Source organism: Mesorhizobium sp. P2_E6 (assembly GCF_056403835.1).
Map to the genome: position 1 here is coordinate 195,467 of NZ_JBFUEQ010000003.1, position 26,322 is coordinate 221,788.

21 protein-coding genes are annotated in these 26,322 nt (G+C 63.8%); 12 read left to right on the top strand and 9 right to left on the bottom strand.

All coding sequences use genetic code 11. The features are described from left to right. Positions 1 to 22 precede the first annotated feature (22 nt). Positions 23 to 2,512, bottom strand: a complete 2,490-nt coding sequence (locus AC1D08_RS08875; RefSeq protein WP_457150420.1) for a mechanosensitive ion channel family protein — start codon at positions 2,510 to 2,512, stop codon at positions 23 to 25. Between the two features lie 207 nt (positions 2,513 to 2,719). On the opposite strand from AC1D08_RS08875, the gene AC1D08_RS08880 reads away from it, so the two are divergent. The 5 genes from AC1D08_RS08880 to AC1D08_RS08900 all read left to right on the top strand — a co-directional run bounded on the left by AC1D08_RS08880 (position 2,720) and on the right by AC1D08_RS08900 (position 9,490). Further along, positions 2,720 to 3,979, top strand: coding sequence for a sarcosine oxidase subunit beta (locus AC1D08_RS08880; RefSeq protein WP_477422970.1), 1,260 nt, complete (start codon positions 2,720 to 2,722; stop codon positions 3,977 to 3,979). Between the two features lie 10 nt (positions 3,980 to 3,989). After that, positions 3,990 to 4,286 carry a sarcosine oxidase subunit delta gene (locus AC1D08_RS08885; protein WP_457150422.1) on the top strand — a complete coding sequence of 99 codons (297 nt, stop codon included), beginning with the start codon at positions 3,990 to 3,992 and terminating at the stop codon, positions 4,284 to 4,286. Next, positions 4,283 to 7,291 (top strand): sarcosine oxidase subunit alpha, encoded by a 3,009-nt coding sequence (locus tag AC1D08_RS08890; protein ID WP_457150423.1) that lies wholly within the window; start codon positions 4,283 to 4,285, stop codon positions 7,289 to 7,291. Before AC1D08_RS08885 ends, AC1D08_RS08890 begins: the two co-directional genes overlap by 4 nt. Further along, the gene (locus tag AC1D08_RS08895; RefSeq protein WP_477422972.1) at positions 7,284 to 7,871 is read left to right on the top strand and encodes a sarcosine oxidase subunit gamma; all 588 of its coding nucleotides are present in this window, start codon (positions 7,284 to 7,286) and stop codon (positions 7,869 to 7,871) included. Before AC1D08_RS08890 ends, AC1D08_RS08895 begins: the two co-directional genes overlap by 8 nt. A gap of 176 nt (positions 7,872 to 8,047) precedes the next feature. After that, on the top strand, positions 8,048 to 9,490 hold the full coding sequence (locus AC1D08_RS08900) for an MFS transporter (protein WP_457150425.1): 1,443 nt from the start codon (positions 8,048 to 8,050) through the stop codon (positions 9,488 to 9,490). A gap of 42 nt (positions 9,491 to 9,532) precedes the next feature. Here the strand turns inward: AC1D08_RS08900 and AC1D08_RS08905 are convergent, their stop codons facing one another. Further along, positions 9,533 to 10,237, bottom strand: a complete 705-nt coding sequence (locus AC1D08_RS08905; protein ID WP_457150426.1) for a nitroreductase — start codon at positions 10,235 to 10,237, stop codon at positions 9,533 to 9,535. Positions 10,238 to 10,441: 204 nt separating this feature from the next. On the opposite strand from AC1D08_RS08905, the gene AC1D08_RS08910 reads away from it, so the two are divergent. From AC1D08_RS08910 to AC1D08_RS08930, 5 genes are all read left to right on the top strand, one after another. Next, positions 10,442 to 11,005: a helix-turn-helix domain-containing protein gene (locus tag AC1D08_RS08910; protein ID WP_457150427.1), complete on the top strand. Its 564-nt coding sequence runs from the start codon at positions 10,442 to 10,444 to the stop codon at positions 11,003 to 11,005. Positions 11,006 to 11,103: 98 nt separating this feature from the next. After that, positions 11,104 to 13,557: a GcvT family protein gene (locus AC1D08_RS08915; protein ID WP_477228729.1), complete on the top strand. Its 2,454-nt coding sequence runs from the start codon at positions 11,104 to 11,106 to the stop codon at positions 13,555 to 13,557. Further along, positions 13,554 to 14,459, top strand: a complete 906-nt coding sequence (locus AC1D08_RS08920; RefSeq protein WP_457150518.1) for a homocysteine S-methyltransferase family protein — start codon at positions 13,554 to 13,556, stop codon at positions 14,457 to 14,459. Before AC1D08_RS08915 ends, AC1D08_RS08920 begins: the two co-directional genes overlap by 4 nt. Further along, positions 14,452 to 15,633: a pyridoxal phosphate-dependent aminotransferase gene (locus AC1D08_RS08925; protein WP_477228730.1), complete on the top strand. Its 1,182-nt coding sequence runs from the start codon at positions 14,452 to 14,454 to the stop codon at positions 15,631 to 15,633. The genes AC1D08_RS08920 and AC1D08_RS08925 overlap by 8 nt, the downstream gene beginning before the upstream one ends. Next, positions 15,630 to 18,080: a GcvT family protein gene (locus AC1D08_RS08930; RefSeq protein ID WP_457150516.1), complete on the top strand. Its 2,451-nt coding sequence runs from the start codon at positions 15,630 to 15,632 to the stop codon at positions 18,078 to 18,080. Before AC1D08_RS08925 ends, AC1D08_RS08930 begins: the two co-directional genes overlap by 4 nt. 168 nt (positions 18,081 to 18,248) lie before the next feature. Here AC1D08_RS08930 and AC1D08_RS08935 read toward each other — a convergent pair whose 3' ends face one another. The 7 genes from AC1D08_RS08935 to AC1D08_RS08965 are packed head-to-tail and all read right to left on the bottom strand — an operon-like array spanning position 18,249 to position 24,807. After that, positions 18,249 to 18,836 carry an NAD(P)H-dependent oxidoreductase gene (locus AC1D08_RS08935; protein WP_457150515.1) on the bottom strand — a complete coding sequence of 196 codons (588 nt, stop codon included), beginning with the start codon at positions 18,834 to 18,836 and terminating at the stop codon, positions 18,249 to 18,251. Continuing rightward, complete coding sequence (locus AC1D08_RS08940; protein WP_457150514.1) at positions 18,836 to 19,417, bottom strand: NAD(P)H-dependent oxidoreductase; 582 nt, start codon at positions 19,415 to 19,417, stop codon at positions 18,836 to 18,838. Before AC1D08_RS08940 ends, AC1D08_RS08935 begins: the two co-directional genes overlap by 1 nt. Next, entirely contained in the window at positions 19,417 to 20,820 is a 1,404-nt protein-coding gene (locus AC1D08_RS08945) for an FAD-binding oxidoreductase (RefSeq protein WP_457150520.1), read from the bottom strand. Before AC1D08_RS08945 ends, AC1D08_RS08940 begins: the two co-directional genes overlap by 1 nt. Next, complete coding sequence (locus AC1D08_RS08950) at positions 20,820 to 22,118, bottom strand: cytosine deaminase (protein WP_477422975.1); 1,299 nt, start codon at positions 22,116 to 22,118, stop codon at positions 20,820 to 20,822. Before AC1D08_RS08950 ends, AC1D08_RS08945 begins: the two co-directional genes overlap by 1 nt. Positions 22,119 to 22,122: 4 nt before the next feature. After that, a complete protein-coding gene (locus tag AC1D08_RS08955; protein WP_477395497.1) occupies positions 22,123 to 22,974 on the bottom strand; it encodes an ABC transporter permease in 852 nt (283 codons plus the stop codon). After that, complete coding sequence (locus tag AC1D08_RS08960) at positions 22,961 to 23,791, bottom strand: ABC transporter ATP-binding protein (protein ID WP_477422977.1); 831 nt, start codon at positions 23,789 to 23,791, stop codon at positions 22,961 to 22,963. The genes AC1D08_RS08955 and AC1D08_RS08960 overlap by 14 nt, the downstream gene beginning before the upstream one ends. An 11-nt stretch (positions 23,792 to 23,802) precedes the next feature. Then, positions 23,803 to 24,807 carry an ABC transporter substrate-binding protein gene (locus AC1D08_RS08965; RefSeq protein WP_095087295.1) on the bottom strand — a complete coding sequence of 335 codons (1,005 nt, stop codon included), beginning with the start codon at positions 24,805 to 24,807 and terminating at the stop codon, positions 23,803 to 23,805. Between the two features lie 264 nt (positions 24,808 to 25,071). On the opposite strand from AC1D08_RS08965, the gene AC1D08_RS08970 reads away from it, so the two are divergent. Further along, positions 25,072 to 25,455 (top strand): RidA family protein, encoded by a 384-nt coding sequence (locus tag AC1D08_RS08970; RefSeq protein ID WP_457150510.1) that lies wholly within the window; start codon positions 25,072 to 25,074, stop codon positions 25,453 to 25,455. Positions 25,456 to 25,509: 54 nt separating this feature from the next. Continuing rightward, the gene (locus AC1D08_RS08975; protein WP_457150509.1) at positions 25,510 to 26,313 is read left to right on the top strand and encodes a creatininase family protein; all 804 of its coding nucleotides are present in this window, start codon (positions 25,510 to 25,512) and stop codon (positions 26,311 to 26,313) included. Positions 26,314 to 26,322 lie beyond the last annotated feature (9 nt).

The window sequence follows — 26,322 nt, forward strand, 5'->3', positions numbered from 1 at the left end:
GGGCAGTTGACTGACTACACGCCTAGTCCGGATCGGGCTTGCGCGCCTTGCGTCCCGTCTTGGCGAGCTTTTTTGCTTCGGCCGCGGCTTCCACCTTGGCCTGCTCCTGTTCGACGAAGTCGGCCTCGATCTTGTCGTCGTCGGTCGGCCAGGCCTCTGGCTTGCGGACCTCGACGACGGCGCGTGGCGTCGAGGGAATCTCGATATGCTCGCCGCTGAATTTCTCGAGCACGGCAAAACGGATGTCGTTCTGCGCGATATTGCCGTTCATCACATCGGCCAGGAACACGCGGATCTCGAATTCCAGTGCTGCCGCGCCGAAATTGGAAAACAGCACGAAAGGTTCCGGATTCTTCAGCACCATCGGGTGGCCGCGTGCGATCTCTGTCAGGATGGCGTGAACCTTTTTGACGTCGCTGCCATAGGCGACGCCGACCTTGATGTCGACCCGGCCAAGCTTGTTGCGATGCGTCCAGTTGCCGACGGCGTTGTTGATCAGGTTCGAATTGGGCAGGATCACCGACTGCCGCTGGAACGTCTCGATTTCGGTGGCGCGCACGCTGATCTTCTTGACGGTGCCGCTGACATCGCCGGCGACGATCCAGTCGCCGACCTTGAATGGCCGCTCGGCCAAAAGAATCAGGCCGGAGACGAAATTGGACACCACATTCTGCAGGCCAAAGCCGATGCCGAGAGAGAGGGCACCGGCGACCAGCGCTAGATTGGACAGGTCGATGCCCGCAGCCGAAATGCCGACCAGTGCCGCCAGCGCAACACCGGAGTAGCCGACCGCCAGCCGGATCGAGTTGCGCACTCCGGTATCGACCTTGCCGCGCGCCATCACCGAACCGTCGAGCCAGCCCTGGAACCAGCGCGTCAGGAAATAGCCGATGATGAAGACGACGATGCCGGAAAGGATGCCGGTGACCGAAATCGTCACCGAACCGACGGTGATCCCGGTTGCCAGCCTGTAGGCCCAGGCCTCGATGTCGCCGGGCTGGAAACCCCACATCAACAGGATCAGCGGCAGGAAGACCAGCACGATCATCAAGTTGATGGCGACGCTGACGGCGAGGCCGAGTTGATCGAGGGCGGCGTCATCGTAGCTCGAATTGGCCGACAGCCAGCGCCCAACGGACGTGTCGGCGAAAGCGCCCTCCTCGCCGATCGCCCGCGCCGACAGGAAGCCGATATAGGAAGTGATGAGGATGGTGCCGGTGACCAACACTTGCACCGAGACAAAGATGGCAAGGCCAATATAGCCGAGCAAGGCCGCAGCGATGGTGAACAAACCGAGTGCGAGCGCCATGTAGCGCAGCCATGCCGGCCACGGCCGCCAGCTTCCGTCACGCGCCCTGAACGGCCGCAGCATCGCCATCAGGATCAGGATCACGCCAAAGATGATCGTGGCGCCGAAACTGCGGGCAATGGTCAGCGACAGCGGCGAGCCCATCTTGTCGTTGACGATCGACAGGAAATAGTTGACGCCGATGACCACTGCCATGGCGGTCGTCAGCCGCACCAACCAGCGCGCCGGGCCGGTTTCGACGGGAATGAGCCGCCAGTTCGGCAGCCGCGGCTCGAGCGCCGCATTGGTCAGCCGGTTGACGCCGAACACCACAGCGATGACAGCCGCCAGCGCGTTCAGGAAGACCCCGATGTCGCCACGCAACACATTGTAATAGTTGAATAAGAACACCGTGGAGGCCAGGAATACGCTGACCGCCAGTGACGGCAGCAAAGTCGACCAGAACGCCACCGATAGACGGCTGAGATAGGACGGTTGCTCGACCGTCGGGTCGGCTTCGAAGACCCGCCCGAACAGCCGCCTGCCCCCGACCAGCAGCACCAGCGCCAGTCCGAGCGCCACGAAGGTCGCTGCCAGGATGGCCTTAAACTTGAACTTGAAAGCGAAGATCAGCCAGGACGACACCGCCTTGTACAGGTTGGCGTATTCGTCATGGGCGTCGGAGAAGACCTCAGGGCTCAGGGCATCGGACAGCACGTAGCGCTTGGTCAAAAGGTTGCGGAACAGCGCGCTGCGCATGTTGCCGATGTTGTCGACCAGCCCGCTGATGCGGATCGACAGGTTCTGCGCGCTGGCGACAACTGCGTTGATCTCGGCCTTTTCCGACGCCAACGCCTGGCGTTCGCCTGTAACTATGTCGGGCTCCTGTGGCTGCCCCGCCGCGGGTGGCGGGCCCAGCACCTCGATCCGATTGTTGATGTCGGTGAGGCGCGAACGAAACGCCAGCGCACTGGTAAGTGCCGCACGCGACACGTCCTCCAGTTGCAGACGAATATCGACGAGTGAGGCATCGTCCTCACCGTCCTGCTGTATTTTCTTCTCGAGGTCGTCAGTCTTGGCCGTCAGGCCCTGGATGACTTTCTGCTGATCGGTGATCAATCCGGCAGCGCCCTGACCGAGCGCTTGCGCCATCGCATCAAACGAAGGCGGCGCCGAAACAACAAGCGCGAGGATCAAAATGAGGCGAAGCAACCGGAAAAGCATGATTTGTTGGCGACTCACGAGCGGCAAAGGCATCTAAAAAGCCTGTCATTGATAAAGACGGCCATATCATGGGGCAAGCCGTCGCATCCGATCGCTCCACTGATCCGATCGCGGGCGTCGGCCAGTCGAAAGGCGATGGCGCAATATTGGCTTTGCGGATGCGGCCTGCTCTATAGTCTGCCGCATCGCCCGAACCGGATGACAATGATGGCAGAGTACTCGGCCTTTTCGCTGCTCGCGAACGCGCTCAAGGGAAACAAGGACTGGAAACCGGCCTGGCGCAAGCCGGATCCGAAGGCGTCCTATGATGTCATCATCATCGGTGGCGGCGGTCACGGGCTGGCAACCGCCTACTATCTCGCCAAGGAGCACGGTATCACCAATGTCGCGGTGCTGGAAAAGGGTTGGCTCGGCTCCGGCAATGTCGGCCGCAACACGACGGCCGTGCGCTCGAACTATCTGCTGCCCGCCAACACCCGCTTCTACGAGCATTCGATGAAGATGTGGGAGAACCTGTCGCACAAGTTGAATTACAATGTCATGTTCTCGCAGCGCGGCTGCCTGAACCTGGCGCACACGCCGGCTCAGTTCGACGACTATGCACGGCGCGGCAACGCCATGCGTCATCTCGGCGTCGATGCTGAATTGATGACGCCAGCGCAGATCAAACGGCTGATCCCGGCGCTCGATATCTCCGACAGCGCACGCTTCCCGGTGGTCGGTGGCCTGATGCAGCGGCGCGCCGGCACCGCCCGTCACGATGCGGTCGCCTGGGGCTATGCGCGCGGCGCGGACCGGCGCGGCGTCGACATCATCGAGAATTGCGAGGTCACCGGCTTCCTGCGCGACGGCGACCGCGTCACCGGCGTCACCACGTCGCGCGGCGACATCCGCGCCAGGAAGGTGGCAGTGGCGGTCGCTGGCAGCACCGGGCGCGTCATGAAGTTGGCCGGCGTCGAGACGATGCCGATCGAGAGCCACGTGCTGCAGGCCTTCGTCACCGAATCGCTAAAGCCTTTCATCGACACCGTCGTCACCTTCGGCATGGGCCATTTCTACATGTCGCAGTCGGACAAGGGCGGCCTCATCTATGGCGGCGACATCGACGGCTACAACAGCTATGCCCAGCGCGGCAACCTGCCCATCGTCGACGAGGTGATGAGCGAGATGCTGGCGCTGTTTCCGGGCCTTGCCCGCGTGCGCATGCTGCGCTCCTGGGGCGGCGTCTGCGACATGTCGATGGACGGATCGCCGATCATCACCACCGGCCCCCTGCCCGGCATGTATCTCAACTGCGGCTGGTGCTATGGCGGCTTCAAGGCGACGCCGGCCTCGGGTTGGTGCTTTGCCTGGACCATCGCCAAGGATCAGCCGCACGAGTTCAACGCCCCCTTCACGCTCGACCGCTTCCACCGCGGCCTGGTGATCGACGACAAGGGCCAGGGTGCAAACCCGCGGCTGCATTAGGTAAAGTCCCATGTTGATCACCTGTCCATATTGCGGCCCGCGCGACGTCGTCGAATTTACCTATCAAGGTGACGGCAACCGTAAGCGCCCCGACCCCGCCTCGCAGAATTTCGAGGCATGGAACGCCTATGTCTACGACCGGCTGAACCCGGCCGGCGACCACAACGAAATCTGGCAGCATTCCGGCGGTTGCCGCGCACATCTCAGGGTCGTGCGTAACACGCTGACGCATGAGATTTTGAGCGTCGCCTTCATGCGCGGCGCTCACACCTCGACCGCGCGCCGCAAGGCGGAGGACAAATCATGAGCCCGCGCCGCACCGACACTGGCGGCCGCATAGACCGGCTGAAAACCATCCGCTTCACCTTCGACGGAGCCACCTATACCGGCCATGCCGGCGACACGCTGGCGTCGGCGCTGTTGGCCAAGGGCGTCACCCTTTACGGGCGTTCATTCAAATATCACCGCCCGCGCGGCCTGCTCACCGCAGGCATCGAGGAGCCCAACGCGCTGGTGACGGTGCTGAAGGGCGATGTTCGCGAGCCCAACATTCCGGCGACCATGGTCGAGATCCATGACGGACTGGTCGCCATCAGCCAGAACCGCTTTCCCTCGCTTGCCTGGGACGTCAACGCCGTCAACCAGCTTGGCGGCAAGATCCTGTCGGCCGGCTTCTACTACAAGACCTTCATGGGGCCAGTGATCGGTCCGCTCAAAGGCACTCGCTTCTGGATGTTCTGCGAGCATTTCATCCGCCGCGCCGCCGGTCTCGGCAGCGCCGGATCGGCGAAGGACCCGGCCCGCTATGAACGCATGAACGCCTTTTGCGACGTGCTGGTAGTCGGCTCCGGCCCGGCCGGGCTGATGGCCGCCAAGGCCGCTGCCGATCAGGGCGCCCGGGTCATGCTGGCTGATCTTGAGCCGCGTTTCGGCGGCTCTGCCAACTGGTCAGGCGAAACCATCGATGGCGCACCGGCCGCCGACTGGGCCCGCCGCACCGTCGCCCAGCTCGAAGGCCGCGACAATGTCCGCCTTTTGCCGCGCACCACGGTCTGGGGCTATTACGACAACAACACGCTTGCCGCGCTCGAACGGGTCAGCGACCACAAGGAGCAGCCCGGCAAGGGCGAGCCGCGCCATCGCTATTGGGCGATTCGCGCCCGCTCCGTGGTGCTCGCCACCGGCGCCTTCGAACGGCCGCTGGTGTTTCCGGGCAATGACAGGCCAGGTGTGATGCTGGCGCATGCCGCCGAGCGCTACGCCAACGAGTTCGGCGTGTTGCCGGGCGAACGGATCGCGCTGTTCACCAACAATGACAGCGCCTACCGAGCGGCCGTCGCCTTGAAGAAGGCGGGTGCCACGGTCGTCGCCATTGCCGACGTCCGGCCAGACCCTTCAGCCGAGATGCTCAAGCTGGCCACGGAGGCCGAGGCCGAGGTCTTCGCCGGCCATGCCGTCGTCGCCACGGAAGGCGGCAAGACGCTGACCGGCCTCAAGCTGCAGCGCTTCGACATGGCCAACGGTTCGCTCACCGGCGACGCCCGCAGCATCCACGCCGATTGCCTGCTGATGTCGGGCGGCTGGTCGCCTACCATCCATCTGGCCAGCCAGGCCGGCGCCAAGGCCGAGTGGAACGCCGCGCGGCAGGCTTTCCTGCCGCCGAAGCCGACCCAGCAATGGCCAACGCAGCACTGGATTGGCGCCGGCGCCTTCACCGGCAGTTTTTCCACCACTGAAGCCATCGCCGAAGGCCGCGCCGCCGGCCTCGCCGCGGCCGGCGGAACCAGCACGCCGGCGGCGTTGCCCACTGTCGAAGCCGTTCCTGGCGATCCCGATCCGGCGCCGGTGTTCGAGATCAGGGCCAAAGGCAAGAGCTTTGTCGATTTCCAGCACGACGTCACCGCGGAGGATGTGCGGCTGGCACACCGCGAAGGCTTTGTCTCGGTCGAGCACCTGAAGCGCTACACCACGCTCGGCATGGCAACCGACCAGGGCAAGAGCTCCAATGTTCCGGGCCTTGCCATCATGGCCGAGGCGCTGGGCAAGCCGATCCCCGAGGTCGGCACGACGCGCTTCCGCCCGCCCTTTGCACCGGTGTCGATCGGCTCGCTGGCGGCCGAGCGCTTCGGTGACCTGAAACCCGAGCGGCTGACGCCGATGCATGACTGGCATCTCGCCAATGGCGCGACCATGTATTCGGCCGGCCTCTGGTACCGTCCGATGATCTACGGCCATGCCGGAGAGACGGTCGAGCAGGCCTATGTGCGCGAAGCCAAGGCGACCCGCGAAAGCGCCGGCATCGTCGATGTCTCGACACTGGGCAAGATCGCCGTGCAAGGGCCCGACGCCGCTGCATTCCTCGACCGCGTCTACACCAACATGTTTTCGACACTGGCCGTCGGCAAGGCCCGCTACGGGCTGATGCTGCGCGAGGACGGCCTCGCCTTCGACGACGGCACCACCTGGCGGTTGGGCGAGCAGGATTTCCTGATGACCACCACGACGGCGAACGCCGGCAAGGTGATGCAGCATCTGGAATATTTCCTCGACGTGATCTGGCCGGAGCTCAAGGTGCACGTCACCTCGGTGACCGACGAATGGGCGGGCGCCGCGATCGGCGGACCGAAGGCCAGGCAGATCCTCGCTGCTTGCGTCACCGGCACATCGGTCGACAACGCCACCTTGCCCTTCATGGGAATTGTGCGCGGCGAGATATCGGGTGTCCCGGTGATGATTTGCCGGCTCTCCTTCTCCGGTGAGATGGCGTTCGAGGTCTATTCCGGTGCCGGCCATGGCACCCATGTCTGGGAAGCGCTGATCGAGGCCGGCAAACCGTTCGGGCTGGTCACCTACGGGCTCGAGGCGCTGGGCACGATGCGCATCGAGAAGGGCCATGTCACCGGCGCCGAGATCGACGGCCGCACCACGGCGCGCGACTTGCATCTCGACTGGATGCTGTCGAAGAAAAAGCCGTTCATCGGCTCGGCGATGATGGACCGCGAGGGCCTGATCGCGTCTGACCGCTTGGAACTCGTCGGCCTGATCGCGCTGGACAACCGCCCACTCAATGGCGGCGCGCACATCGTCGAGCAACTCGACGAGGCCAATCCCCACGGCTCGATCGGCCACATCACCGCCTGCTGCTATTCGCCAGCGCTCGGCAAGCACATCGCGCTGGCGCTGGTCAAGGGCGGCAAGGCACGACACGGCACGCGCGCCAATGTCTCCGATCCCCTGCGCAACCGGTTCGGGCCGGTCGAGATCGTCTCCAACCACTTCTTCGATCCGGACGGGAGCCGCATGCATGGTTGAGCGCCAATCACCGCTCGAGCCGGAGTTTCACATTGGCTCGCATGGCAATTTCGAACACGGCGTCGAGATCATCCTGACCGAGACCGGGCCCGGCTCGATCGTGCAGCTGGCAGCCTGGCCGGGTGAGGAGAAGAAGTTGATTGCCGCCATCCGTACCGTCACCGGGCTTGCGCTGCCCGATGGCGCCGGCGGCGGCATGAGCGACGGCGTGAAGTCGGTCTTCGGCTTCGCGCCGGGAAAATTCACCGTTGCCGATGAAGCCGAAGGCCTGGCCGGCGCCTTTGCCAAGGCGGTCACCCCGGCCATCGGCACGGTGACCGACCTTTCGCATGGTCGCACCGCCATTCGCATCGCCGGGCCGAAGGCCGAATGGGTGCTGGCGAAGTTCTTCGCCATCGACTTCGCGCTGCCGGCCTTTCCGGTTGGCGCCGGCCGCTCGACCGCCCATCACGATGTCTTCGCCCAGATCCAGCGTATCGGCTCCGACCAGTTCGACATCTATGTCTTCCGCTCGTTCGCACGCTCGTTCTGGAAGGCGCTCTGCCATGCCAGCGAGGAAGTCGGCTACGAGGTGCAATAGGCAGCGCCGGCCGGATGGCCGCATCGCCGCGGCTTCTGGCATCAAGGCCAGCCGGTTCTGCCGCTAGAGAATCGCGCCGCGGGCGGCCATGATGGGAAACGTGGCCGCCAAGACCGGCCCAAGGGGCATCAAACCCCGTCTCAGGCTCGGCATAGTCGTTTGGTTCGAACATCCCCATGACCGCAGAAATATCCGCCGGCGCCACCGATCGCGCCGATGTGTCGGCCAGAGCCTTGCTCCTGCTGCCACTGACGGTCGCCTGCGGCGTCTTCATGACCAGCCTCGATCAGAATGTCGTCGTGACGGCGTTGCCCGGTATCGGCGAAAGCCTCGGCCGCCCGCCCAGCCAGCTCGGCCTTCTGATCACCGTCTATGTCGCCAGCCTGATCATCTCGATGCCGCTTGGCGGCTGGGCCGCCGACCGCTTCGGCCTGCGCAATGTCTATTGCTTTGCCTTGCTGGTGTTCGCCACCGCATCGGCCCTATGCGGGCTGTCCGACAACATCTGGATGCTGGTCGGCGCCCGTGCGCTGCAAGGGTTCGGCGGCGCGCTGATGGGCACGCTCGGCCAGGTCGTCATCCTGCAGACCTTTCCGCGCAGCCGCACCCTGAAGATCAACATGTACATCTCGCTGGCCGGCCAGTCCGGACCGCTGGTCGGCCCGCTCGTCGGCGGCGCGCTGACCACCTACATTTCCTGGCGCTGGATCTTCTTCATCAACGTGCCGTTCGCACTGGCGGCGGCTTTGCTTGCCGCCTCGCTGTTTCCGACAGTGACCAAGCCCGTGCGCACGCCGTTCGATTTTCCGGGGTTTCTGCTGGTCGGCAGCGGCATGGTGCTGCTGGTCTTCGGCATGGATTCGCTTGCCGCCAAGGACGCTGCCGGCGGCGTCATCGCCGGTGAACTGGCGCTCGCGCTTGTCATCCTGACAATTGCCTCGTTCTACTGCCTGCGCGTGCGCAATCCGCTGCTCGATCTCAAGCTCCTGCGCATCCGCACCTTCCGCATTTCCTTCCTGACCGGCGGTGGCCTGGATACGATCGGCCTCAGCTCGGTCGTCTTCCTGCTGCCTCTGATGTTCCAGCTCGGCTTCGGCATGAGCGCGGTGCAGGCGGGATCGCTGACTTTCGTTGCCGCGGTCGGTTCGGTGGCCATGCGCTTCTTCATGCCGCGTGTCCTCAACCGTTTCGGCTTCCGCCGCGTGCTGGTCTGCAACACGCCGATCGTCGCCGCCATGGTCGTTGGATTTGCCTTGATGCAGGCAACCACACCGGTGTGGATCGTGCTTGCCTACATCTTCGTCTTCGGCGTCTTCCGCTCAGCGCAATGGGCGTCGACCGGCAACCTCGCCTATTCCGACATCGCGCCCGAACAGCTCGCCCGCTTCAGCGCACTCTATTACATCCTGTGGCAGCTCGCGGTGGCGATCAGTGTCGGCCTGGCCGCCGCGGCACTGTCGTTTCTGGCCGGCGGCGGTCCGGCCGTGGCAAGCGATTTTCGCATCCTGTTCGTGATCGAGGGCGTCATCACGCTGTGTGCGCTATTCGCCTATCTCAAGCTGACGCCGCAGGACGGCGCCCATGTCAGCGGCCACGGCGCACAGATGAACACGGAATAGGGCTCGACGCCCAGTTGGCCGGTTCTGGCCGGGGCGGCCGGCTTACTCGCTGAACGTCACCCACTCTTCCAGCGGCACGCGGTCGGTGCGGAAGGCGTTTTCGGGTTTGGAGATGTCCTCATGGCCAAGCGCCATGCCGCAGACGACGATCTCCTCGTCGGGAATGTTGAGCACCGGCCGGATCTGCCGGTGATAGGGGGCGAACGCCGCTTGTGGGCACGTGTGCAAGCCCCTGCCCCGCGCTGCGACCATGATGTTTTGCAGGAACATGCCGTAGTCGATCCATGAACCCTGGTTGAGCCGGCGGTCAATGGTGAAGATCATGCCGACCGGCGCGTCGAAGAAGACGAAGTTGCGGTCGTGCTGGGCGCGCATCTTGTCGACCTCGCGACGGCCGATACCGAGCGCGCCATAGAGCCCAAAGCCGTTGGCGCGCCGTCGGGTCAGATAGGGCTCGAAGAACTGGGTGGGATAGTAGCGGTACTCATCCCAATCGGCCTTTTCAGCGCGGATGCCCGAATTGAGGATGGCGTCGGTGATCTGCTGCTTGGTCTCGCCCTTGGTGACGTAGACCTTCCACGGCTGCATGTTGGTGCCGGATGGAGCCCGCGCCGCAACCGACAGAATGGCGCGGATGGTGTCGTCGTCGACCATGTCGGGCAGGAATGCGCGCACCGAGCGGCGCGACAGGATCGCCTCGTCGACAATCTCGGCCTCGTCCGCAATTCGGGTGTTCTTTTCAAGCATGGGCCGTCCTTTAACCCTCGTCTCGACCAGACGTCCCCACTCGCCGTTCGTGCCCGAGCCTTTGCATGAACCGTCAAAATCCTGCAAGCAAATCTTGAGCATGCGTGAAAATCCACTTGATTTTTTCATGAGCTTGATTTCTCATGAAATTCGGATGCAAATTTTCATGAAGTGAGCGTTTTGCCTTCACCTATCGCACGAACATTGCAGGGACCTGACGAACGCGTGCTGGCCAGCGATCTCAGGGCGCTGCGCAAGGCGCGCGGGCTGACGCTTGCCGAGATCGGCCTGAAGCTTGGCCGTTCGGTCGGCTGGGTCAGCCAGGTCGAACGTGGCCTGTCGACGCCATCGCTCAGCGATCTCAGAGCCTTCGCTGAACTGTTCGGCGTGCCGATCAGCCTGTTCTTCAGCCATGACGTGCCGGTCGAAAGCGAGCGTGGCGTGGTTGTGCGCGCCGGCAGGCGCCGCACGCTTGGCACAAGCGAATCCGGCCTGGTGGAGGAGCTTCTGTCGCCCGATCTCGGCGGTAGCTTCGAGATGGTGCGTTCGGTTTTCGCGCCGGGCGCGGAGCTGAAAAACGAGGCGCGTCGGCCGACCGAAGAGGCCGGATACGTCGCGTCCGGACTGTTCGATATCGAGATATCGGGCGTCTGGCATCGGCTCGGCGAAGGCGACTCCTTTCGCTTCGAAGGCAAGCCCTACCGCTGGCGCAATCCGGGTGCCGAGCCGGCGGTTGTCATCTGGGTGGTTGCGCCGCCAGTCTATTGAATGCATGTCGCCCAGAAGCGTGCTTGGGATAACGACAGGTATCAAAAACAAAAAATGGAAAGCGCAACGCGCTTTTGGGTTTTGTCAGGGAGAAGAACATGACCGGTTTGCCGAGCACGGCACGCGTGGTGATCATCGGAGGTGGTGCCGTCGGCACGTCCGCGCTCTATCATCTCGCCAAAGCGGGCTGGACCGACTGCGTCCTGCTCGAAAAGAACGAACTGACCTCCGGCTCGACTTGGCATGCCGCCGGCAATGTGCCGACCTTCTCGTCGTCCTGGTCGCTGATGAACATGCAGCGCTATTCGACCGAGCTCTATCGCGGGCTGGCCGAAGCGGTCGACTATCCCATGAACTACCACGTCACCGGTTCGCTTCGCCTCGCCCACTCGGTCGAGCGCATGCAGGAGTTCCAGCGCGCCAAGGGCATGGGCCGCTATCAGGGCATGGACATCGACGTCGTCGGCGTGGACGAGATCAAGCGCCGCTATCCCTTCATCGAGACGCATGATCTGAAAGGCGCGCTCTACGACCCGAGCGACGGCGACATCGATCCGGCGCAGTTGACCCAGGCGCTGGCCAAGGGCGCGCGCGACATGGGTGCCAGGATCATCCGCTTCTGCCCGGTCACCGGCGTGCGCCGCGAGAACGACGAATGGGTGGTCGAGACCGCGCAAGGCGAAATCCGCTGCGAGATCGTCGTCAATGCCGCCGGCTACCGCGCCGCCGAAGTCGGCAAGATGTTCGGCCGCGAGGTGCCGATGATGGTGATGAGCCATCAGTACATATTGTTCGAGGAAATCCCCGAACTGGCGGCATGGTCGAAGGAACAGGGCAAGAAACTGCCGCTGCTGCGCGACGTCGACACCTCCTACTATCTGCGCCAGGAAAAGAACGGCATGAATCTCGGTCCCTATGAGCGCAACTGCCGCGCGCATTGGGCGACCCACAATGATCCGATGCCGGAGGACTTTTCCTTCCAGTTGTTCCCCGACGACCTCGACCGGCTGGAACACTATCTGGCCGATGCCGTGGCCCGCGTGCCGATCCTGGGCACCGCCGGCCTGTCCAAGGTCATCAACGGGCCGATCCCCTATACGCCGGACGGCAATCCGCTGATCGGGCCGATGCCCGGCGTTCCCAACGCCTTCGAGGCCTGCGTCTTCACCTTCGGCATCGCCCAGGGCGGCGGCGCCGGCAAGGTGCTGGCCGAGTGGGTGACACAGGGCCAGACCGAATGGGACATGTGGTCGTGCGATCCGCGCCGCTTCACCTCCTTTGCTGCCGCGCCGGACTATTGCGTCGCCAAAGGCAAGGAGATCTACGGCAACGAATACGCCATCCAGTTCCCGCGCCATGCGTGGCCGGAAGGCCGTGACCGCAAGCTGTCGCCGATCCATGATCGCATCAAGGCGCTCGGCGCCCGCTTCGACGCCTATAATGGCTGGGAACGCGCCACCTGGTACGCCAAGGACGGCGACGACATGTCAGAGGAAGCGACGCTGACCTTCCGTCGCGAAGGACCGTGGCAGCATCGCGTCCGCGAGGAATGCCTTGCCGTTCGCGACGCAGCCGGCATCCTCGACCTGCCGGGCTTCTCGCGCTTCAACCTCGACGGACCAGGTGCCGCCGAATGGCTGAGCCTGCAGGTCACCGGACTGGTGCCGAAGATCGGCCGCATCGGCCTCGTCTATTTCGCCGACGACAAGGGCCGCATCGTCACCGAAATGTCGGTCGTGCGCCATGACGAGAACCTGATGACGCTGATCACCGCGGCGGTCGCGCAATGGCATGATTTCGAATGGCTGAAATCGAGGATGCCCAAGAATGCGCCGTTCAGGCTGATCGACCGCACCGAGGAATTTTCGACCCAGATCCTGGCCGGCCCGAACTCGCGAAAAATCCTCGCCGATGTCTGCAGCGCCGACCTTGCTTTGCCGTGGCTGACGCATCAGGAGACGAAGATCGCCGGACGCTGGGCGAAGCTGGTGCGCGTCTCGTTCGCCGGCGAACTCGGCTGGGAAATCCACACCAGGGTCGACGACACCGCCGCCATCTTTGACGCCATCTGCGCGGCCGGAGAACAGCATGGCCTCAGGCCATTCGGCATGTACGCGCTGGATTCGCTCCGGCTCGAAAAAGGCTACCGCACCTGGAAGGGTGACCTGTCGACCGACTATTCGATCCTCCAGGGCGGGCTGGAGCGCTTCGTCAAATGGGACAAGCCCGATTTCCGCGGCAAGGCGGCACTGCTGAACGAGAAGCAGCAAGGCGTGACGAAGCGTTTCGTCACTTTGGTCGTCGAGAACCCCGGTGACTGCGACGCCCCTTCTGTTTCCACACTCTGGCACGACGGCAAGATCGTCGGTGAAACGACATCGGGCGGCTGGGGTCATCGGATCGACAAATCGATCGCGCTCGGCATGCTGCGCGCCGATCTGGCGGAACCGGGAACAGCGATCGAGGTCGAAATCTTCGGCGACCGTTTTCAGGCGGTCGTGCAGAAGGACGAGCCCTTGTGGGATCCAAAGAACGAGAGGCTGCGCGCATGAAGAAAATCATCCTCACGGATGGCGGCATGGGCCAGGAACTGGTCCGCCGCAGCAAATCCGAGCCGACGCCATTATGGTCGGCCAGGGTGCTGATCGACGAACCGGATCTCGTGCGCGACCTGCACGCGGAATTTATCCGTGCCGGCGCCCGCGTCATCACCATAAACACCTATTCGGCGACACCCGAACGCCTGGCGCGCGAGGGCGCGGAAGACCTCTTCAAGCCCTTGCAGAAGCGCGGCATCGAGCTTGCAAGGCAAGCCTGCGAGCAGGCCGGCGAGGCGACCATCGCCGGCTGCCTGTCACCGCTTTTCGGTAGCTATGCCCATGCGCTGACCATTTCATTCGAGGATACGCTCGACATCTACCGCCGCATCGTTGCCGAGCAGGCTGATGGCGTCGACTTGTTCCTGTGCGAGACCATGGCTTCCACCGAGGAGGCGCGTGCGGCGGTGACCGCGGCGTCGGAAAGCGGCAAGCCGGTATGGGTTTCGTGGACGCTGGCCGATCATGGCAAGCCACGCCTGCGCAGTGGCGAGGCATTGGCCGCGGCAGCAAGCGCTCTCGATGGCCTGGCGGTGGCAGCGCGGCTGGTCAATTGTTGCCGGCCCGAGGCAGTCAGCGCAGCGCTGCCCGAGCTGATTGATCTCGGCGGCCCGGTTGGCGCCTATGCCAACGGCTTCACCTCGGTCGAAGCGCTCAAGCATGGCGGCACGGTGGATGTCCTGCACGCTCGCCATGACCTCGGTCCGGACGCCTATGCAGAACAGGCGATCGGCTGGATGGAGGCCGGCGCGAGCATTGTCGGCGGCTGCTGCGAAGTCGGACCGCCACACATCGCCGCGCTGCGCGACCGGCTCGAACAGGCCGGTTACGAAATTTCGGGAGATATACATGCCTAGACCATCATCGCGCATTTCCGGCATCGTGCCTTCGGGCAAGGACGGTTGGGAAGTCCATTCGGCCGCTTGGGCCCGCAAGGCGGCCGGCGAAGACATCATCATGCTGTCAGTGGGCGACCATGATTTCGACACGCCCTCGGAAACCATCGAAGCCTGTGTGACCGCGGTTCGCGGCAGCAATCACCACTACACCCCGCTTCCCGGCCTGCCGCGCCTGCGCAAGGCTATGGCGGCAGCCTCGAGCGCCTGCACCGGCGTCGAGACGACGCCGGATCAGGTCATCGCCACGCCGGGCGGCCAGGCCGCACTCTACGCGGCCGTGCAGGCTGTTCTCGACCAGGGCGACCATGCCATCGTGGTGGCGCCCTACTACGCCACCTATCCCAACACGTTCAGCGCCGCCGGTGCCAGTTTCACCGTGGTCGAGACACCGGCCGAGGATGGCTTCCAGCCGCACGCCGACATGATCCGCACAGCACTTCGGCCTAACACGCGCGCCATCCTGATCAACACGCCGAACAACCCGACCGGTGCGGTCTATTCGCGCGAGCGGCTGGAACAGCTGGCGGAGGTCTGCAGGGAGCATGACCTCTGGCTGTTGTCGGACGAGGTCTACTGGACACTGGGCGGCGGCGAGCACGTCTCGCCGCGCTCGCTGCCCGGCATGGCCGAGCGCACTCTGGTCATCAATTCCATGTCGAAGAGCCATGGCATGACCGGCTGGCGCATGGGCTGGCTGACGGGACCACAAGAGATGATTTCGCTGCTGGTCAATCTCAATCTGGTGACGACCTATGGCTTGCCGGCCTTCATCTCGATTGCCTGCGCCGAGGCGCTCGAGAACCGTTATGGCGTCAAGGAAATCGCCGAACGCTACGCCGCGCGCCGCACCATCCTGCTCGACGCCGTGCGTGGCATGAACGATGTCACCGTGCGCGGTTCCGACGGCGGTATGTACGTCATGCTCGACATATCGGCCGTCGAACCCGACGACGAGAAATTCGCCTGGGCCTTGCTCGACAAGGAAAAGGTCGGCGTGATGCCCGGCTCCAGCTTCGGCGAGGCCGCCGCCGGCCACATTCGCATCAGCCTTTGCCAGCCGGAGCTCGTGTTGCAGGAAGCAGCACTTCGGCTGCGCCGTTTTGCCTCCAGCTATCGCCGCGAGGCCGCATGACCGCCAAGGCCATCCCCACCAAGGCAAGAGCTGTCATCATCGGCGGCGGCGTCTCCGGCTGTTCGGTCGCCTATCATCTGGCCAAGCTCGGCTGGACCGACATCGTGCTCCTGGAGCGCAAGCAGCTGACATCGGGCACGACCTGGCATGCCGCCGGCCTGATCGGCCAGTTGCGCGGCTCGCAGAACATGACCCGGCTGGCGAAATATTCGGCCGACCTCTACGTCAAGCTGGAAGCCGAGACCGAGGTCGGCACCGGCATGCGGCAGGTCGGCTCGATCACGGTGGCGCTGACTGAGGAGCGCAAGCATGAAATCTACCGGCAGGCGTCTCTCGCCCGCGCGTTCGATGTCGACGTGCGCGAGATTTCACCGAATGAAGTCAAGGAGATGTACCCGCATCTCAATGTGTCCGACGTCGTCGGCGCCGTGCATCTGCCGCTCGACGGCCAATGCGACCCCGCCAACATTGCGATGGCGCTGGCCAAGGGTGCCCGCCAGCGCGGCGCCACCATCGTCGAGAATGTGAAGGTCACCAAGGTCCACACCAAGGCCGGTCGCGTCGCCGGCGTGTCGTGGGCGCAAGGCGAAGAACAAGGGACCATCGAAGCCGACATCGTCGTCAACTGCGCCGGCATGTGGGCGCGTGAGCTTGGCGCCCAGAACGGCGTCACCATCCCTCTGCACGCCTGCGAGCACTTTTATCTCGTCACCGAGCCAATCCCGGGCCTTACCCGCCTGCCGGTGCTGCGCGTTCCCGACGAGTGCGCCTATTACAAGGAAGACGCCGGCAAGATGATGCTGGGCGCCTTCGAGCCGGTGGCAAAACCCTGGGGCATGGACGGCATCCGCGAGGATTTCTGCTTCGATCAGTTGCCTGAGGACATGGACCATTTCGAGCCGATCCTCGAAATGGGCGTCAACCGGATGCCGATGCTGGCGACCGCCGGCATCCATACTTTCTTCAACGGTCCCGAGAGCTTCACCCCCGACGACCGCTACTATCTCGGCGAGGCGCCGGAGCTGTCCGGCTACTGGATGGCGACCGGCTACAACTCGATCGGCATCGTCTCCTCCGGTGGCGCCGGCATGGCGCTGGCGCAGTGGATCAATGACGGCGAAGCACCCTTTGATCTGTGGGAAGTCGACATTCGCCGCGCCCAGCCATTCCAGAAGAACCGCCGCTATTTGAAGGAGCGCGTCTCCGAAACGCTCGGCCTGCTCTATGCCGATCATTTCCCCTATCGGCAGATGGCGACCTCGCGCGATGTCCGTCGCTCACCCCTGCATGAACATCTCAAGGCGCGTGGCGCCGTCTTCGGTGAGGTCGCCGGTTGGGAGCGCGCCAACTGGTTCGCCCGCGAGGGCCAGGAGCGCGAATACCGCTATTCCTGGAAGCGGCAGAACTGGTTCGACAACCAGCGCGAGGAGCATCTGGCGGTCAGGAACAAGGTCGGCCTGTTCGACATGACCTCGTTCGGCAAGATCCGCGTCGAGGGCCGCGATGCCTGCGCCTTCCTGCAAAAGCTCTGCGCCAACGACATGGACGTGGCGCCGGGCAAGATCGTCTACACACAGATGCTCAACCAGCGCGGCGGCATCGAAAGCGACCTCACCGTCTCGCGGCTGTCGGAAACGGCTTTCTTCCTTGTCGTTCCCGGCGCGACGCTGCAGCGCGACCTCGCCTGGCTGCGCAAGCATCTGACCGACGAATTCGTGGTCATCACCGATGTCACCGCCGCTGAAGCCGTGCTTTGCCTGATGGGGCCGGACTCACGGAAGCTGATACAGAAGGTCAGCCCGAATGATTTCTCCAACGAAGCCAACCCGTTTGGGACGTTCCAGGAGATCGAGATCGGCATGGGCCTGGCCCGCGCCCATCGCGTCACCTATGTCGGTGAACTCGGCTGGGAACTCTACGTCTCGACCGACCAGGCAGCTCATGTCTTCGAGGCGATCGACGAGGCGGGTACTGATGTCGGCCTGAAGCTCTGCGGCCTGCACACGCTGGATTCCTGCCGCATCGAAAAGGCCTTCCGGCATTTCGGCCACGACATCACCGATGAGGACAATGTGCTGGAAGCCGGCCTCGGCTTTGCCGTGAAGACGGTCAAGGGCGACTTCATCGGTCGCGATGCGGTGCTGCGGAAGAAGGAGGCCGGCCTGTCACGCCGGCTGGTGCAGTTCCGGTTGAAGGAGCCGCAGCCCCTGCTCTTCCACAACGAGGCGATCCTGCGCGACGGCAAGATCGTCGGCCCGATCACCTCGGGCAATTACGGCCATCATCTCGGCGGCGCCATTGGGCTGGGCTATGTGCCGTGTCTGGGCGAGAGCGAGGCGGATGTTCTGGCATCGTCCTACGAGATCGAGATCGCCGGCGAGCGTTTTGCTGCGGAAGCATCGCTGAAGCCGATGTATGACCCGAAGTCGGAGCGGACGAGGATGTAGTTGTTTCACCCTCCCCCTTGTGGGGAGGGTCGGCTCGCAGTCGTAGCGAATCGAAGATCGCGAGACGGGGTGGGGGGTGCGCCCTACGAGACCCCCACCCCACTTCGCAAAAGCCGCTTTGCGGCATTTGCTATGTGACCCTCCCCACAAGGGGGAGGGTCAAGCCCCTCAGAACCGCTCCAGCTTCCATCGCACCTTCGCCAGAAACGCAGCCCGTGTCTGCGGCGTCGAGGCATCCATCAGATAGTGCGCCAGGAAGAAGGTCCGGCAGCGCCTCGCGCACAGCGCCCGCATGCCGCGCAGCAGGGTCTTGCGTCCGGGCTGGCCGACGACGACGCTCCACCAGGTCGGCGCACCGCAGGTGGTGATGACACCGACCTTGGTCACATGCGTCATCAGCGACTTGATCCGCCCCTTGCCCGCCGGCAGCTTGAACGCGACGTCCGTCGCCCACACCCGATCGAGCCAGCCCTTGAGCATCGCCGGAAGCCCATACCACCAGGTCGGATAGACGAACAGTATCGCTTCGGCCCAGTTGAGCAGCTCGAAATGCGGCTTCAGCGCCGGATCCTGCGGCGCCTGGTCGTTGTAGGAGCGCCGTTCGTCGCATCCCATCACCGGGTCGAATTTCTCGGCATAGAGATCGAGCATCCGCACCTCCCAGCCTCGCGCCTTCAGCACCTCGACGGCAGTGGCACGGATCGCCGCGCAAAAACTCTCCGGCACCGGATGGCAGTAGACAACCAGAGCCCGCATCAGAAGGCGTCCATGCTGGCCGCGACCTTCGCCATGAACGCCTTGCGCGTTTCAGCGGTCGACAGGTTCATTGCATAGTGCGCGAGATAGCTCACCGGCGCGCCGGGCTTTACGGTGGCGCGCAGCATGCGCTTGATCAGCTTGCGTGGGGGATCGCCCATCAGCATGGCGCGGAACCGGCTGCCGCCATAGGTGGTGACCGCCGCGACCTTGATGATGTTGTGCAGCGAGGGCTGCACCTTGCCATTGACCAGCTTGAACGACACGCCGGGCAGGAAGACGCGATCGAAGAAGCCTTTCAGGACCGCCGGAAAGCCATAGTTCCAGACCGGGTAGGACAGCACCAGCGCTTCGGCCCGCAGCAGGCGCTCGACATAAGGCGCCACAGGGTCGGCCGGGCCGCGCGCATTGTGGTAGTCCAGCCGCTCCTGGCGCGTCAGGCGCGGATCGAAATCCTCGGCGTAGAGATCGCAATCGTCGACCTTGTGGCCCGCTGCCGTCAGCCGCTCGACGATCATCCGGTGCAGGCCGGCATTGAAGCTGGTCTCGACCGGATGGGCGTGGAGGACGAGAATGTTCATCAGCCGGCCTTTTGCAGCCCCTTGAACAGGAAGGTCCGGCCCGAACGGTAGTCGTAGTCCGGGTTTTCCCAAGCGATCATCTTGCCGGGGTTGAGCAGGCCCTGCGGATCGGTCTCGCGCTTGAAGGCAAGCTGCACCGCATCCGTCTGCTTCATGCCGCCCTCTTCCAGCGTGTAGCGGTGCGGGTTGAAGATCGGGCAGCCATTCTCCTCATGCATGCGCACGATCTCGTCGAGCCGCGCTTCGGTGGTGAACTTGACCAGCGGCAGGCCGAAGCAGGTGATGTTGCCGTCCAGCCGCACGAATTCGAGATGCGAGAACACCTCACCGGGAAACATCGCGTCCATCTTCTCGACCAACGCCAGCTGGTTGGGGAAGGGATAGAGCGATTGCAGATAGGTGATCGAGGGGTCGACGCGCAGCGCCCTGAGCGTGGTGTGGTTCCAGGCCAGCTCATAGGCGGGCGGCAGGCCCTTCTTGTCCTCCGGCGTCGCTGTGGCGGCATTGAAAATAACCTCGCCGCCGGTTCGGCTGGTGAAGGCCAGGAAGGCGTCGAGCCCATGCTGCGCCACCATGACGACGCAGACGCTCTGCCCTTCCCTGAGGAATTTCTGGTGCCGCTTGAAATAGAGCTGCGGCACGGGTGCCGCTATCGGCGTGATCAGCTTGGTCAGGATGCCGTCTTGGCAAGCCAGCGCATTGCCATAGCGGGCCGCTTCCATGAAGCTGTCGAAGCCGACGATGACATCGACCCAGTCATAGGCTGATGTCAGCGGCATCTCGACTTCGGTGATGATGCCGTTGGTGCCAAAGGCGTGGGTCACCTTGTGCAAATCCTCGCCGGTGAGTTCGAGCGCCTTCGGCTCGGCCTCCATGGTCACCACGCGCAGGCGAAGCACATTGCCGAAATCGCGCAGGCCGCCGAAATTGATCGAGCCGACGCCGCCCGAGCCACCGGCAATGAAGCCGCCGATCGAAGCCGTGTTGTAGGTGGAGGGCGACAGCCGGAGTTCCTGGCCGGAATGGGCCCGCGTTGCCTTGTCGATGTCGGCCAGAACCGCACCTGGTCCGGTCACCACGCGCCCCGGCGCGATCGACTTGATCTCGTTCATTTCGGCAAGGTTGAGCACCACGCCGCCGGAGAGCGGCATGGCCTGGCCGTAGTTGCCCGTGCCGCTGCCGCGCGGCGTCACCGGCACGCCATGCCTGTGGCAGGCCGCAAGCACGCGGATCAGTTCGGCCTCGTCCTTCGGCGTCACGATCAGGTCGCCGGTGACATGGTCGAGCTGCTGCTTCAGCACCGGGCTGTACCAGTAGAAGTCGCGGCTCTTCTGCTGGACGATGGCCGGATTGTCGTCGAGCTTCAGGCCTTCGAGATCGCGTTTGAGCGCCGAAACGTCCATCATTCCACCATCAGTTCGTCGAGTTCGGCATAGTCGGGCAGTTGCCGGTCGATCGCGCGCCCGCTGCGCACGACGATGCGATCCGATTCGGGCCGCGACAGCAATTCCGTCCAGCTCCTGCCCTTGAACACGACGAAGTCGGCATCCCCGCCGGCAGCGAGCGTGCCGAAACCGTCGAGCCGCATCACCCTGGCAGGTGTCGCGGTGACCGCTTGCGGCCAGTCGGCGACCGGATGATCGAAATGCAGGATGCGCGTCGCCATGCGGTAGACCTCCAGCATGTCGAGATCGCCATAGGCATAGAATGGGTCACGCGTGTTGTCGGAAGCGACAGCGACCGGAATGCCACGCGCTTTCATCTCGTGCAGCAGCGTCACGCCACGCCAGCGCGGTGTGGTGTGGTCGCCGCGCCGGTCCTGCAGATAGAGATTGCACATCGGCAGCGACACGACCGCGAGCCCGGCCTTCGCCACCTTGTCCAGCGTGTCGAGCACATCGAGGTCCGGCTGGCGCCCCAGCGAGCAGCAATGGCCGACGAGGATGTTGCCCTCGAAGCCGTTCCAGAGTGCCGCCTCGGCGATCTTCTTCAGAGAGATCGCCGCGATGTCGTCGGTTTCGTCGGCATGGAAATCGAGATCTAGGCCATGCTTGATCGCTTGCGCGAAGACGTGGTCGAGCAGCTCTTCGAGATCCGGCACCATATAGGTGACCACACCGAGAACACCCTTGGCCGCGGCTACCCTTTTTGCCAGCCTGTCGAACCATTTTTTGTCGCGCACGCCCTCGATGCCGATCAGGCATGCGCCTTGCAATTCGATGCGGCCGCGCCATGTCTCGCGCATCGTTTCGAACACCGGCCAGGAGATTTCCTCTTGCGGCGCGACGCTGTCGAGATGAGTCCGCAGCGCCCTGGTCCCATGCGCGTAGGCTGAGCGCAGCGAGAAATCCATGCGCCGCGCCACGTCCTCGGCGTTCCAGCGCGCAGTGCGGTCGGCGCCGGTGGCGCTCAGCGCACCCATGAAGGTGCCATCCGGATTGGGCTTTCGTGGCCAGATATGGCCCTTGTCGATATGCGTATGGCAGTCGACGAAGCACGGCAGGATGATGCGGCCGGCAAGGTCTGTGGTGTCCACCGGCACGGTACGGGCATGTACGGCAATGCTGGAAATCTTGCCGTCGGCGACAGCGATGTCTGCAAGAGCAAAGCCATCGCTGTCGAAAGCAGCTGTGAATCCCGGCGTCAGGGACGCGTGAAGCCGGGCGTTGGCGAGGCGGTATGAACCTGTGTTCGGTACCAAGGAACTAGCGCTCCTGCTTCAGCGCGCTTTCGTGCCAGCGCCTTAAAATGAGATGCGAAATCAGCGACAGCACGAGGAAGATCAGGATGCCGGTGAGCGAAATCAGGAACAGCGCCGCGAACAGCCGCGGCGCGTTGAGCCGGTAACCGGCTTCAATGATGCGTGAGGCAAGCCCCGACGACTGGCCGGTGGCGCCGGCGACGAACTCGGCCACCACGGCACCGATCAGCGACAGGCCGCCGGCGATCTTCAACCCGCCCAGGAAATACGGCATCGCCGCCGGCAATCTGAGATAGCGCAACTGCTGCCAGCGCGTCGCGCCATTGAGCTTGAACATGTCGCGCAGGTTGCGGTCGACCGAATTGAGGCCGAGCGTTGTGTTGGACAGGATCGGAAAGAAGGCAACGATCCAGGCGCAGAGCAGGAGCTTGGTCGTCTGGTTGTCGACATAGATGTTGATCAGCGGAAAGATCGCCACGATCGGCGTCACCTGCAGCACGATGGCGAACGGGAAGAAGGACATCTCGACCCATTTCGATTGCGCGAACAGCACCGCCAGCCCGACACCGCCGATGACGGCCAAGGCCAGGCTGAGGAAGGTGATGCGCAAGGTCACCAGCAGCGCGGAAAACAGCAGGCCGGCATCGTTGTAGAGCGTCCACAGCACCACGCCGGGGCGCGGCAGGATGTATTGCGGGATCTCATTCCACACGCAGATGCGATCCCATAGCCAGATCGCCAGGATCATGATCGCCAGCGGCAACACCCAGCGACCAATCCGTTCGAGCCGATCCTGGCGCACGCGGCGCGCTTCCTCGGGATCGAGCTTCAGCACGCCCTCGTCAATGGCCGTCATGATGCGCGCCTGCTGTTGAATTGATGGCCTTGACCAACACGTCGGAGGCCTGCCGGCACAACGCCGCATAGTCGGGCGAGGTCCGGAACGCCTCGTCGCGCGGATAGGCTGCCTCGATGGCGAGTTCGTCGAACACCCTGCCCGGCCGCGCCGCCATGACGACGACGCGGTTGGAGAGAAACACGCTTTCGAAGACGCTGTGGGTGACGAAGACGACGGTGAAGCGCTCGTCCTGCCACAGCTCCAGAAGATCGTTGTTGAGCTTGAAGCGGGTGATCTCGTCGAGCGCGGCGAACGGCTCGTCCATCAACAGCACACGCGGTTTCGTCACCATGGCGCGCGCGATCGAGACACGCATCTTCATGCCGCCGGACAGTTCGCGCGGCACCGCGTCTTCGAAGCCGGTCAGGTGAACCCGCGCCAGCATTTGCGTCACCGCCGGCGCCGCCTTGGCGCGGGAAACGCCTTTCAGCCTGAGCGGCAGCCAGACATTGTCGAAGACGCTGGCCCAGGGCAGCAGCGTCGGCTCCTGGAAGACGAAGCCGATGTTGGAGCGGTCAAGCGAGCCGCCGCCGCGCCAGTCGAGCACGCCGGAGGTCGGGGTCGACAGGCCGGCGATCAGCCGCAGCGCCGTCGACTTGCCGCAACCGGACGGTCCGAGCAGACTGAGGAAATCGCCTTCCCGGATCGTCAGATCGACATCGTTGAGCGCCGTCACGCCGTTGGAAAAGACCTTGCCGACGCCACGCAGCGCCAGCAATGTCGGAGCGACATCCGACGCGTTCGCCGGCGCTTGCGCCACATTCTCCTGCATCATGCCGGAACGGCCTACTTCTTCAGCTCGAGCCCGACACCCTTGTTGACGAAGGTCAGCGTGTAGGCCTTCTTGATGTCGATGCCGGCTGGCGTGACCTTGGCCTTGACCATCTTGTCGTAGAAGCTCTGGATGCGCGCGTCGGTCATGGCGCCGATGCCGAGCTTTTCGGTGTCGCCTGAATCGGCAAGGCCGAACTTTTTCATCTGCTCGATCGAGAAAGCGATCTGCTCGTCGCTCATGTCAGGATTGTCTTTCTTGATCATGTCGTTGGCGGCCTTGTTGTCGCCGTAGAGATATTTGTACCAGCCCTTGGCCGAGCCATCGACGAAGCACTGGACCACCTCCGGCTTCTTGTCGATCGTGTCCTGCATCACCTCGATCGTCGTCGAGTAGGTGTCCCAGCCATAGTCGGCAAGCAGGAACTGGTTCGGTACGAAGCCGCCTTCCTTCTTGACCGCGAACGGCTCGGAGGTGACGTAGCCCTGCTGGATCGACTTCTTGTTGGCGAGGAAGGGAGCGGTGTTGTAGGTGTAGGGCGCGCGCTTGGCGGCGTCGAAGCCGAGCTCGATGACCATCCACTGGAAGAAGGTCTGCACGCCCTCGTCGCCCAATATGTACTGGTCGGCGTTCTTCAGATCTTCCCACTTGTCGAGCCCCTCGCCGGGGTGGGACATGATGACCTGCGGGTCCTTCTGGAAATCCGCCGCCACCACGCGCATCGGAATGCCTTGCTGGACGGCATCGAAAGCCGACAGCAGATTGCCGCCCATGTAGAAATCGATCTTGCCGGCAAGCAGCATCGGCCGGCCGCTGACCTGCGGACCGCCCTGCATGATGGTGACGTCGAGGCCGCAGGCGGCGTAGGTGCCGTCAGCCACCGCCTGATAATATCCGCCATGCTCCGGCTCGGCCAACCAGTTGGTGCCGAAGGTGACTTTTTCATTCGCCGCGGCACCGAGCGTGCTGGCCGCAAGCAGGGCCACCACCGCCACCGAGATCTTCTGTTTTCCGTACATCAACATCACCCTTTGTTTGCTCCGGCACGCCACGCGCCAGGCTCGACACCAGAGATTCAAGAAGCAAGACACATGCCACCGGCGTCTTGCGCCGGGACCGCCCGCTTGCACCACAGCCATCTGCGAAGCCGGACGGGTCGTGCTGCACCGGAGGCATCGTGCCTATTTTTTGAACGCCTGTCCACAATCGCCCCAGCGACATGCACCGCCATCTTGAAGGTATGGTGCATCCGGTCTTAGGCTACCGGCGAACCGGAGATTGCCATGTTCAAGTTCCTCACCCCGAAGTCGATAAAGCCACCCTTTGCCCGCTACAGCCACGGCGTCGAGGTGCCCGCCGGCAAGCGGCTGGTGCTGTGCTCGGGCCAGGTCGCCATCACGGCGGACGACCAGATACCGGAAGATGCCGGCGCACAGGCCGAACTCTGCTTCCGCAACATCGCGGCAGTGCTCGGAGAGGCCGGTTTGGTGCTGCAGGATATCGTCCGCATCAACGCCTACGTCACCGACCGCGCGCACCTGCGACCCTATATGGATGTCCGCGACCGGCTGTTTTCCAGCCCGGCGCCGGCCTCGACGCTGATGATCGTCTCGGGTTTCGCCCGGCCTGAATTCAAGGTCGAGGTCGAGGCCATCGCGGCTGGGTGATCGACAGGCCGCGCTTGCCGCGCTAGGTCTGACCTATTATCGAAGAGGCGTGACATGACCGTTGCAAACAAACGCGTGTGGTGGGGCGACTACCGCACGACCGAATACGCCTCGATCGACCCGGAGGCGACGATCGCCGTGCTGCCGCTGGCGGCGATCGAGCAGCATGGTCCGCATCTGCCGGTCTCGACCGACACTGCGATCATGAACGGCATGCTCGACACAGTGATTGCCCGCCTTCCAGACGATCTCGACATCCGCATCCTGCCGGTGCAGGCGGTGGGCAAGTCGAACGAGCATCTTCACGCACCGGGCACCCTCACCCTGCCGGCAACGACGCTGGTCGACGCCTGGACCGAAATTGGCCTGTCGATCGCACGGGCCGGCGTGCGCAAGCTGATCGTCGTCAATTCGCATGGCGGCAATGAAGAGATCATGGGCATCGTCACGCGCGAACTGCGCGTGCGCGAAAACATGCTGGCGGTGAAGACCAGCTGGCAGCGCTTTGGCCGCCCGGCGGGCATGTACACCGAAATCGAGGACCGTCACGGCATCCATGGCGGCGATGTCGAGACGTCGCTGATGCTGCATTTCCGGCCAGATCTCGTCGACATGGGCAAGGCCGACAATTTCGTTTCCAATGTCGCGAAGGCTGAAAAGGAATTTTCGCTGCTGCGCCACACCGGCACCCATGCCTTTGCCTGGATCGCCAGCGATCTCAACCCGAATGGCGTGGTCGGCGATGCCAGCATCGCCACGGCCGAGAAAGGCCGGCTGACATCAGAACATCAGGCCGATGGTTTCATCAGCCTGCTGCGCGATGTGCGGAAGGCAGAGCTTGCCGACTGGCTGAAATAGCACTCCCGT

Coding starts and splice junctions, on each gene's coding strand:
- AC1D08_RS08925 (WP_477228730.1), top strand. CDS start 14,452: ATGCCTAGACCATCATCGCGCATTTCCGGCATCGTGCCTTCGGGCAAG.
- AC1D08_RS08955 (WP_477395497.1), bottom strand. CDS start 22,974: ATGACGGCCATTGACGAGGGCGTGCTGAAGCTCGATCCCGAGGAAGCG.
- AC1D08_RS08880 (WP_477422970.1), top strand. CDS start 2,720: ATGGCAGAGTACTCGGCCTTTTCGCTGCTCGCGAACGCGCTCAAGGGA.
- AC1D08_RS08875 (WP_457150420.1), bottom strand. CDS start 2,512: ATGCTTTTCCGGTTGCTTCGCCTCATTTTGATCCTCGCGCTTGTTGTT.
- AC1D08_RS08905 (WP_457150426.1), bottom strand. CDS start 10,237: ATGCTTGAAAAGAACACCCGAATTGCGGACGAGGCCGAGATTGTCGAC.
- AC1D08_RS08885 (WP_457150422.1), top strand. CDS start 3,990: ATGTTGATCACCTGTCCATATTGCGGCCCGCGCGACGTCGTCGAATTT.
- AC1D08_RS08940 (WP_457150514.1), bottom strand. CDS start 19,417: ATGAACATTCTCGTCCTCCACGCCCATCCGGTCGAGACCAGCTTCAAT.
- AC1D08_RS08970 (WP_457150510.1), top strand. CDS start 25,072: ATGTTCAAGTTCCTCACCCCGAAGTCGATAAAGCCACCCTTTGCCCGC.
- AC1D08_RS08915 (WP_477228729.1), top strand. CDS start 11,104: ATGACCGGTTTGCCGAGCACGGCACGCGTGGTGATCATCGGAGGTGGT.
- AC1D08_RS08975 (WP_457150509.1), top strand. CDS start 25,510: ATGACCGTTGCAAACAAACGCGTGTGGTGGGGCGACTACCGCACGACC.
- AC1D08_RS08900 (WP_457150425.1), top strand. CDS start 8,048: ATGACCGCAGAAATATCCGCCGGCGCCACCGATCGCGCCGATGTGTCG.
- AC1D08_RS08890 (WP_457150423.1), top strand. CDS start 4,283: ATGAGCCCGCGCCGCACCGACACTGGCGGCCGCATAGACCGGCTGAAA.
- AC1D08_RS08945 (WP_457150520.1), bottom strand. CDS start 20,820: ATGGACGTTTCGGCGCTCAAACGCGATCTCGAAGGCCTGAAGCTCGAC.
- AC1D08_RS08965 (WP_095087295.1), bottom strand. CDS start 24,807: ATGTACGGAAAACAGAAGATCTCGGTGGCGGTGGTGGCCCTGCTTGCG.
- AC1D08_RS08895 (WP_477422972.1), top strand. CDS start 7,284: ATGGTTGAGCGCCAATCACCGCTCGAGCCGGAGTTTCACATTGGCTCG.
- AC1D08_RS08935 (WP_457150515.1), bottom strand. CDS start 18,836: ATGCGGGCTCTGGTTGTCTACTGCCATCCGGTGCCGGAGAGTTTTTGC.
- AC1D08_RS08930 (WP_457150516.1), top strand. CDS start 15,630: ATGACCGCCAAGGCCATCCCCACCAAGGCAAGAGCTGTCATCATCGGC.
- AC1D08_RS08920 (WP_457150518.1), top strand. CDS start 13,554: ATGAAGAAAATCATCCTCACGGATGGCGGCATGGGCCAGGAACTGGTC.
- AC1D08_RS08960 (WP_477422977.1), bottom strand. CDS start 23,791: ATGATGCAGGAGAATGTGGCGCAAGCGCCGGCGAACGCGTCGGATGTC.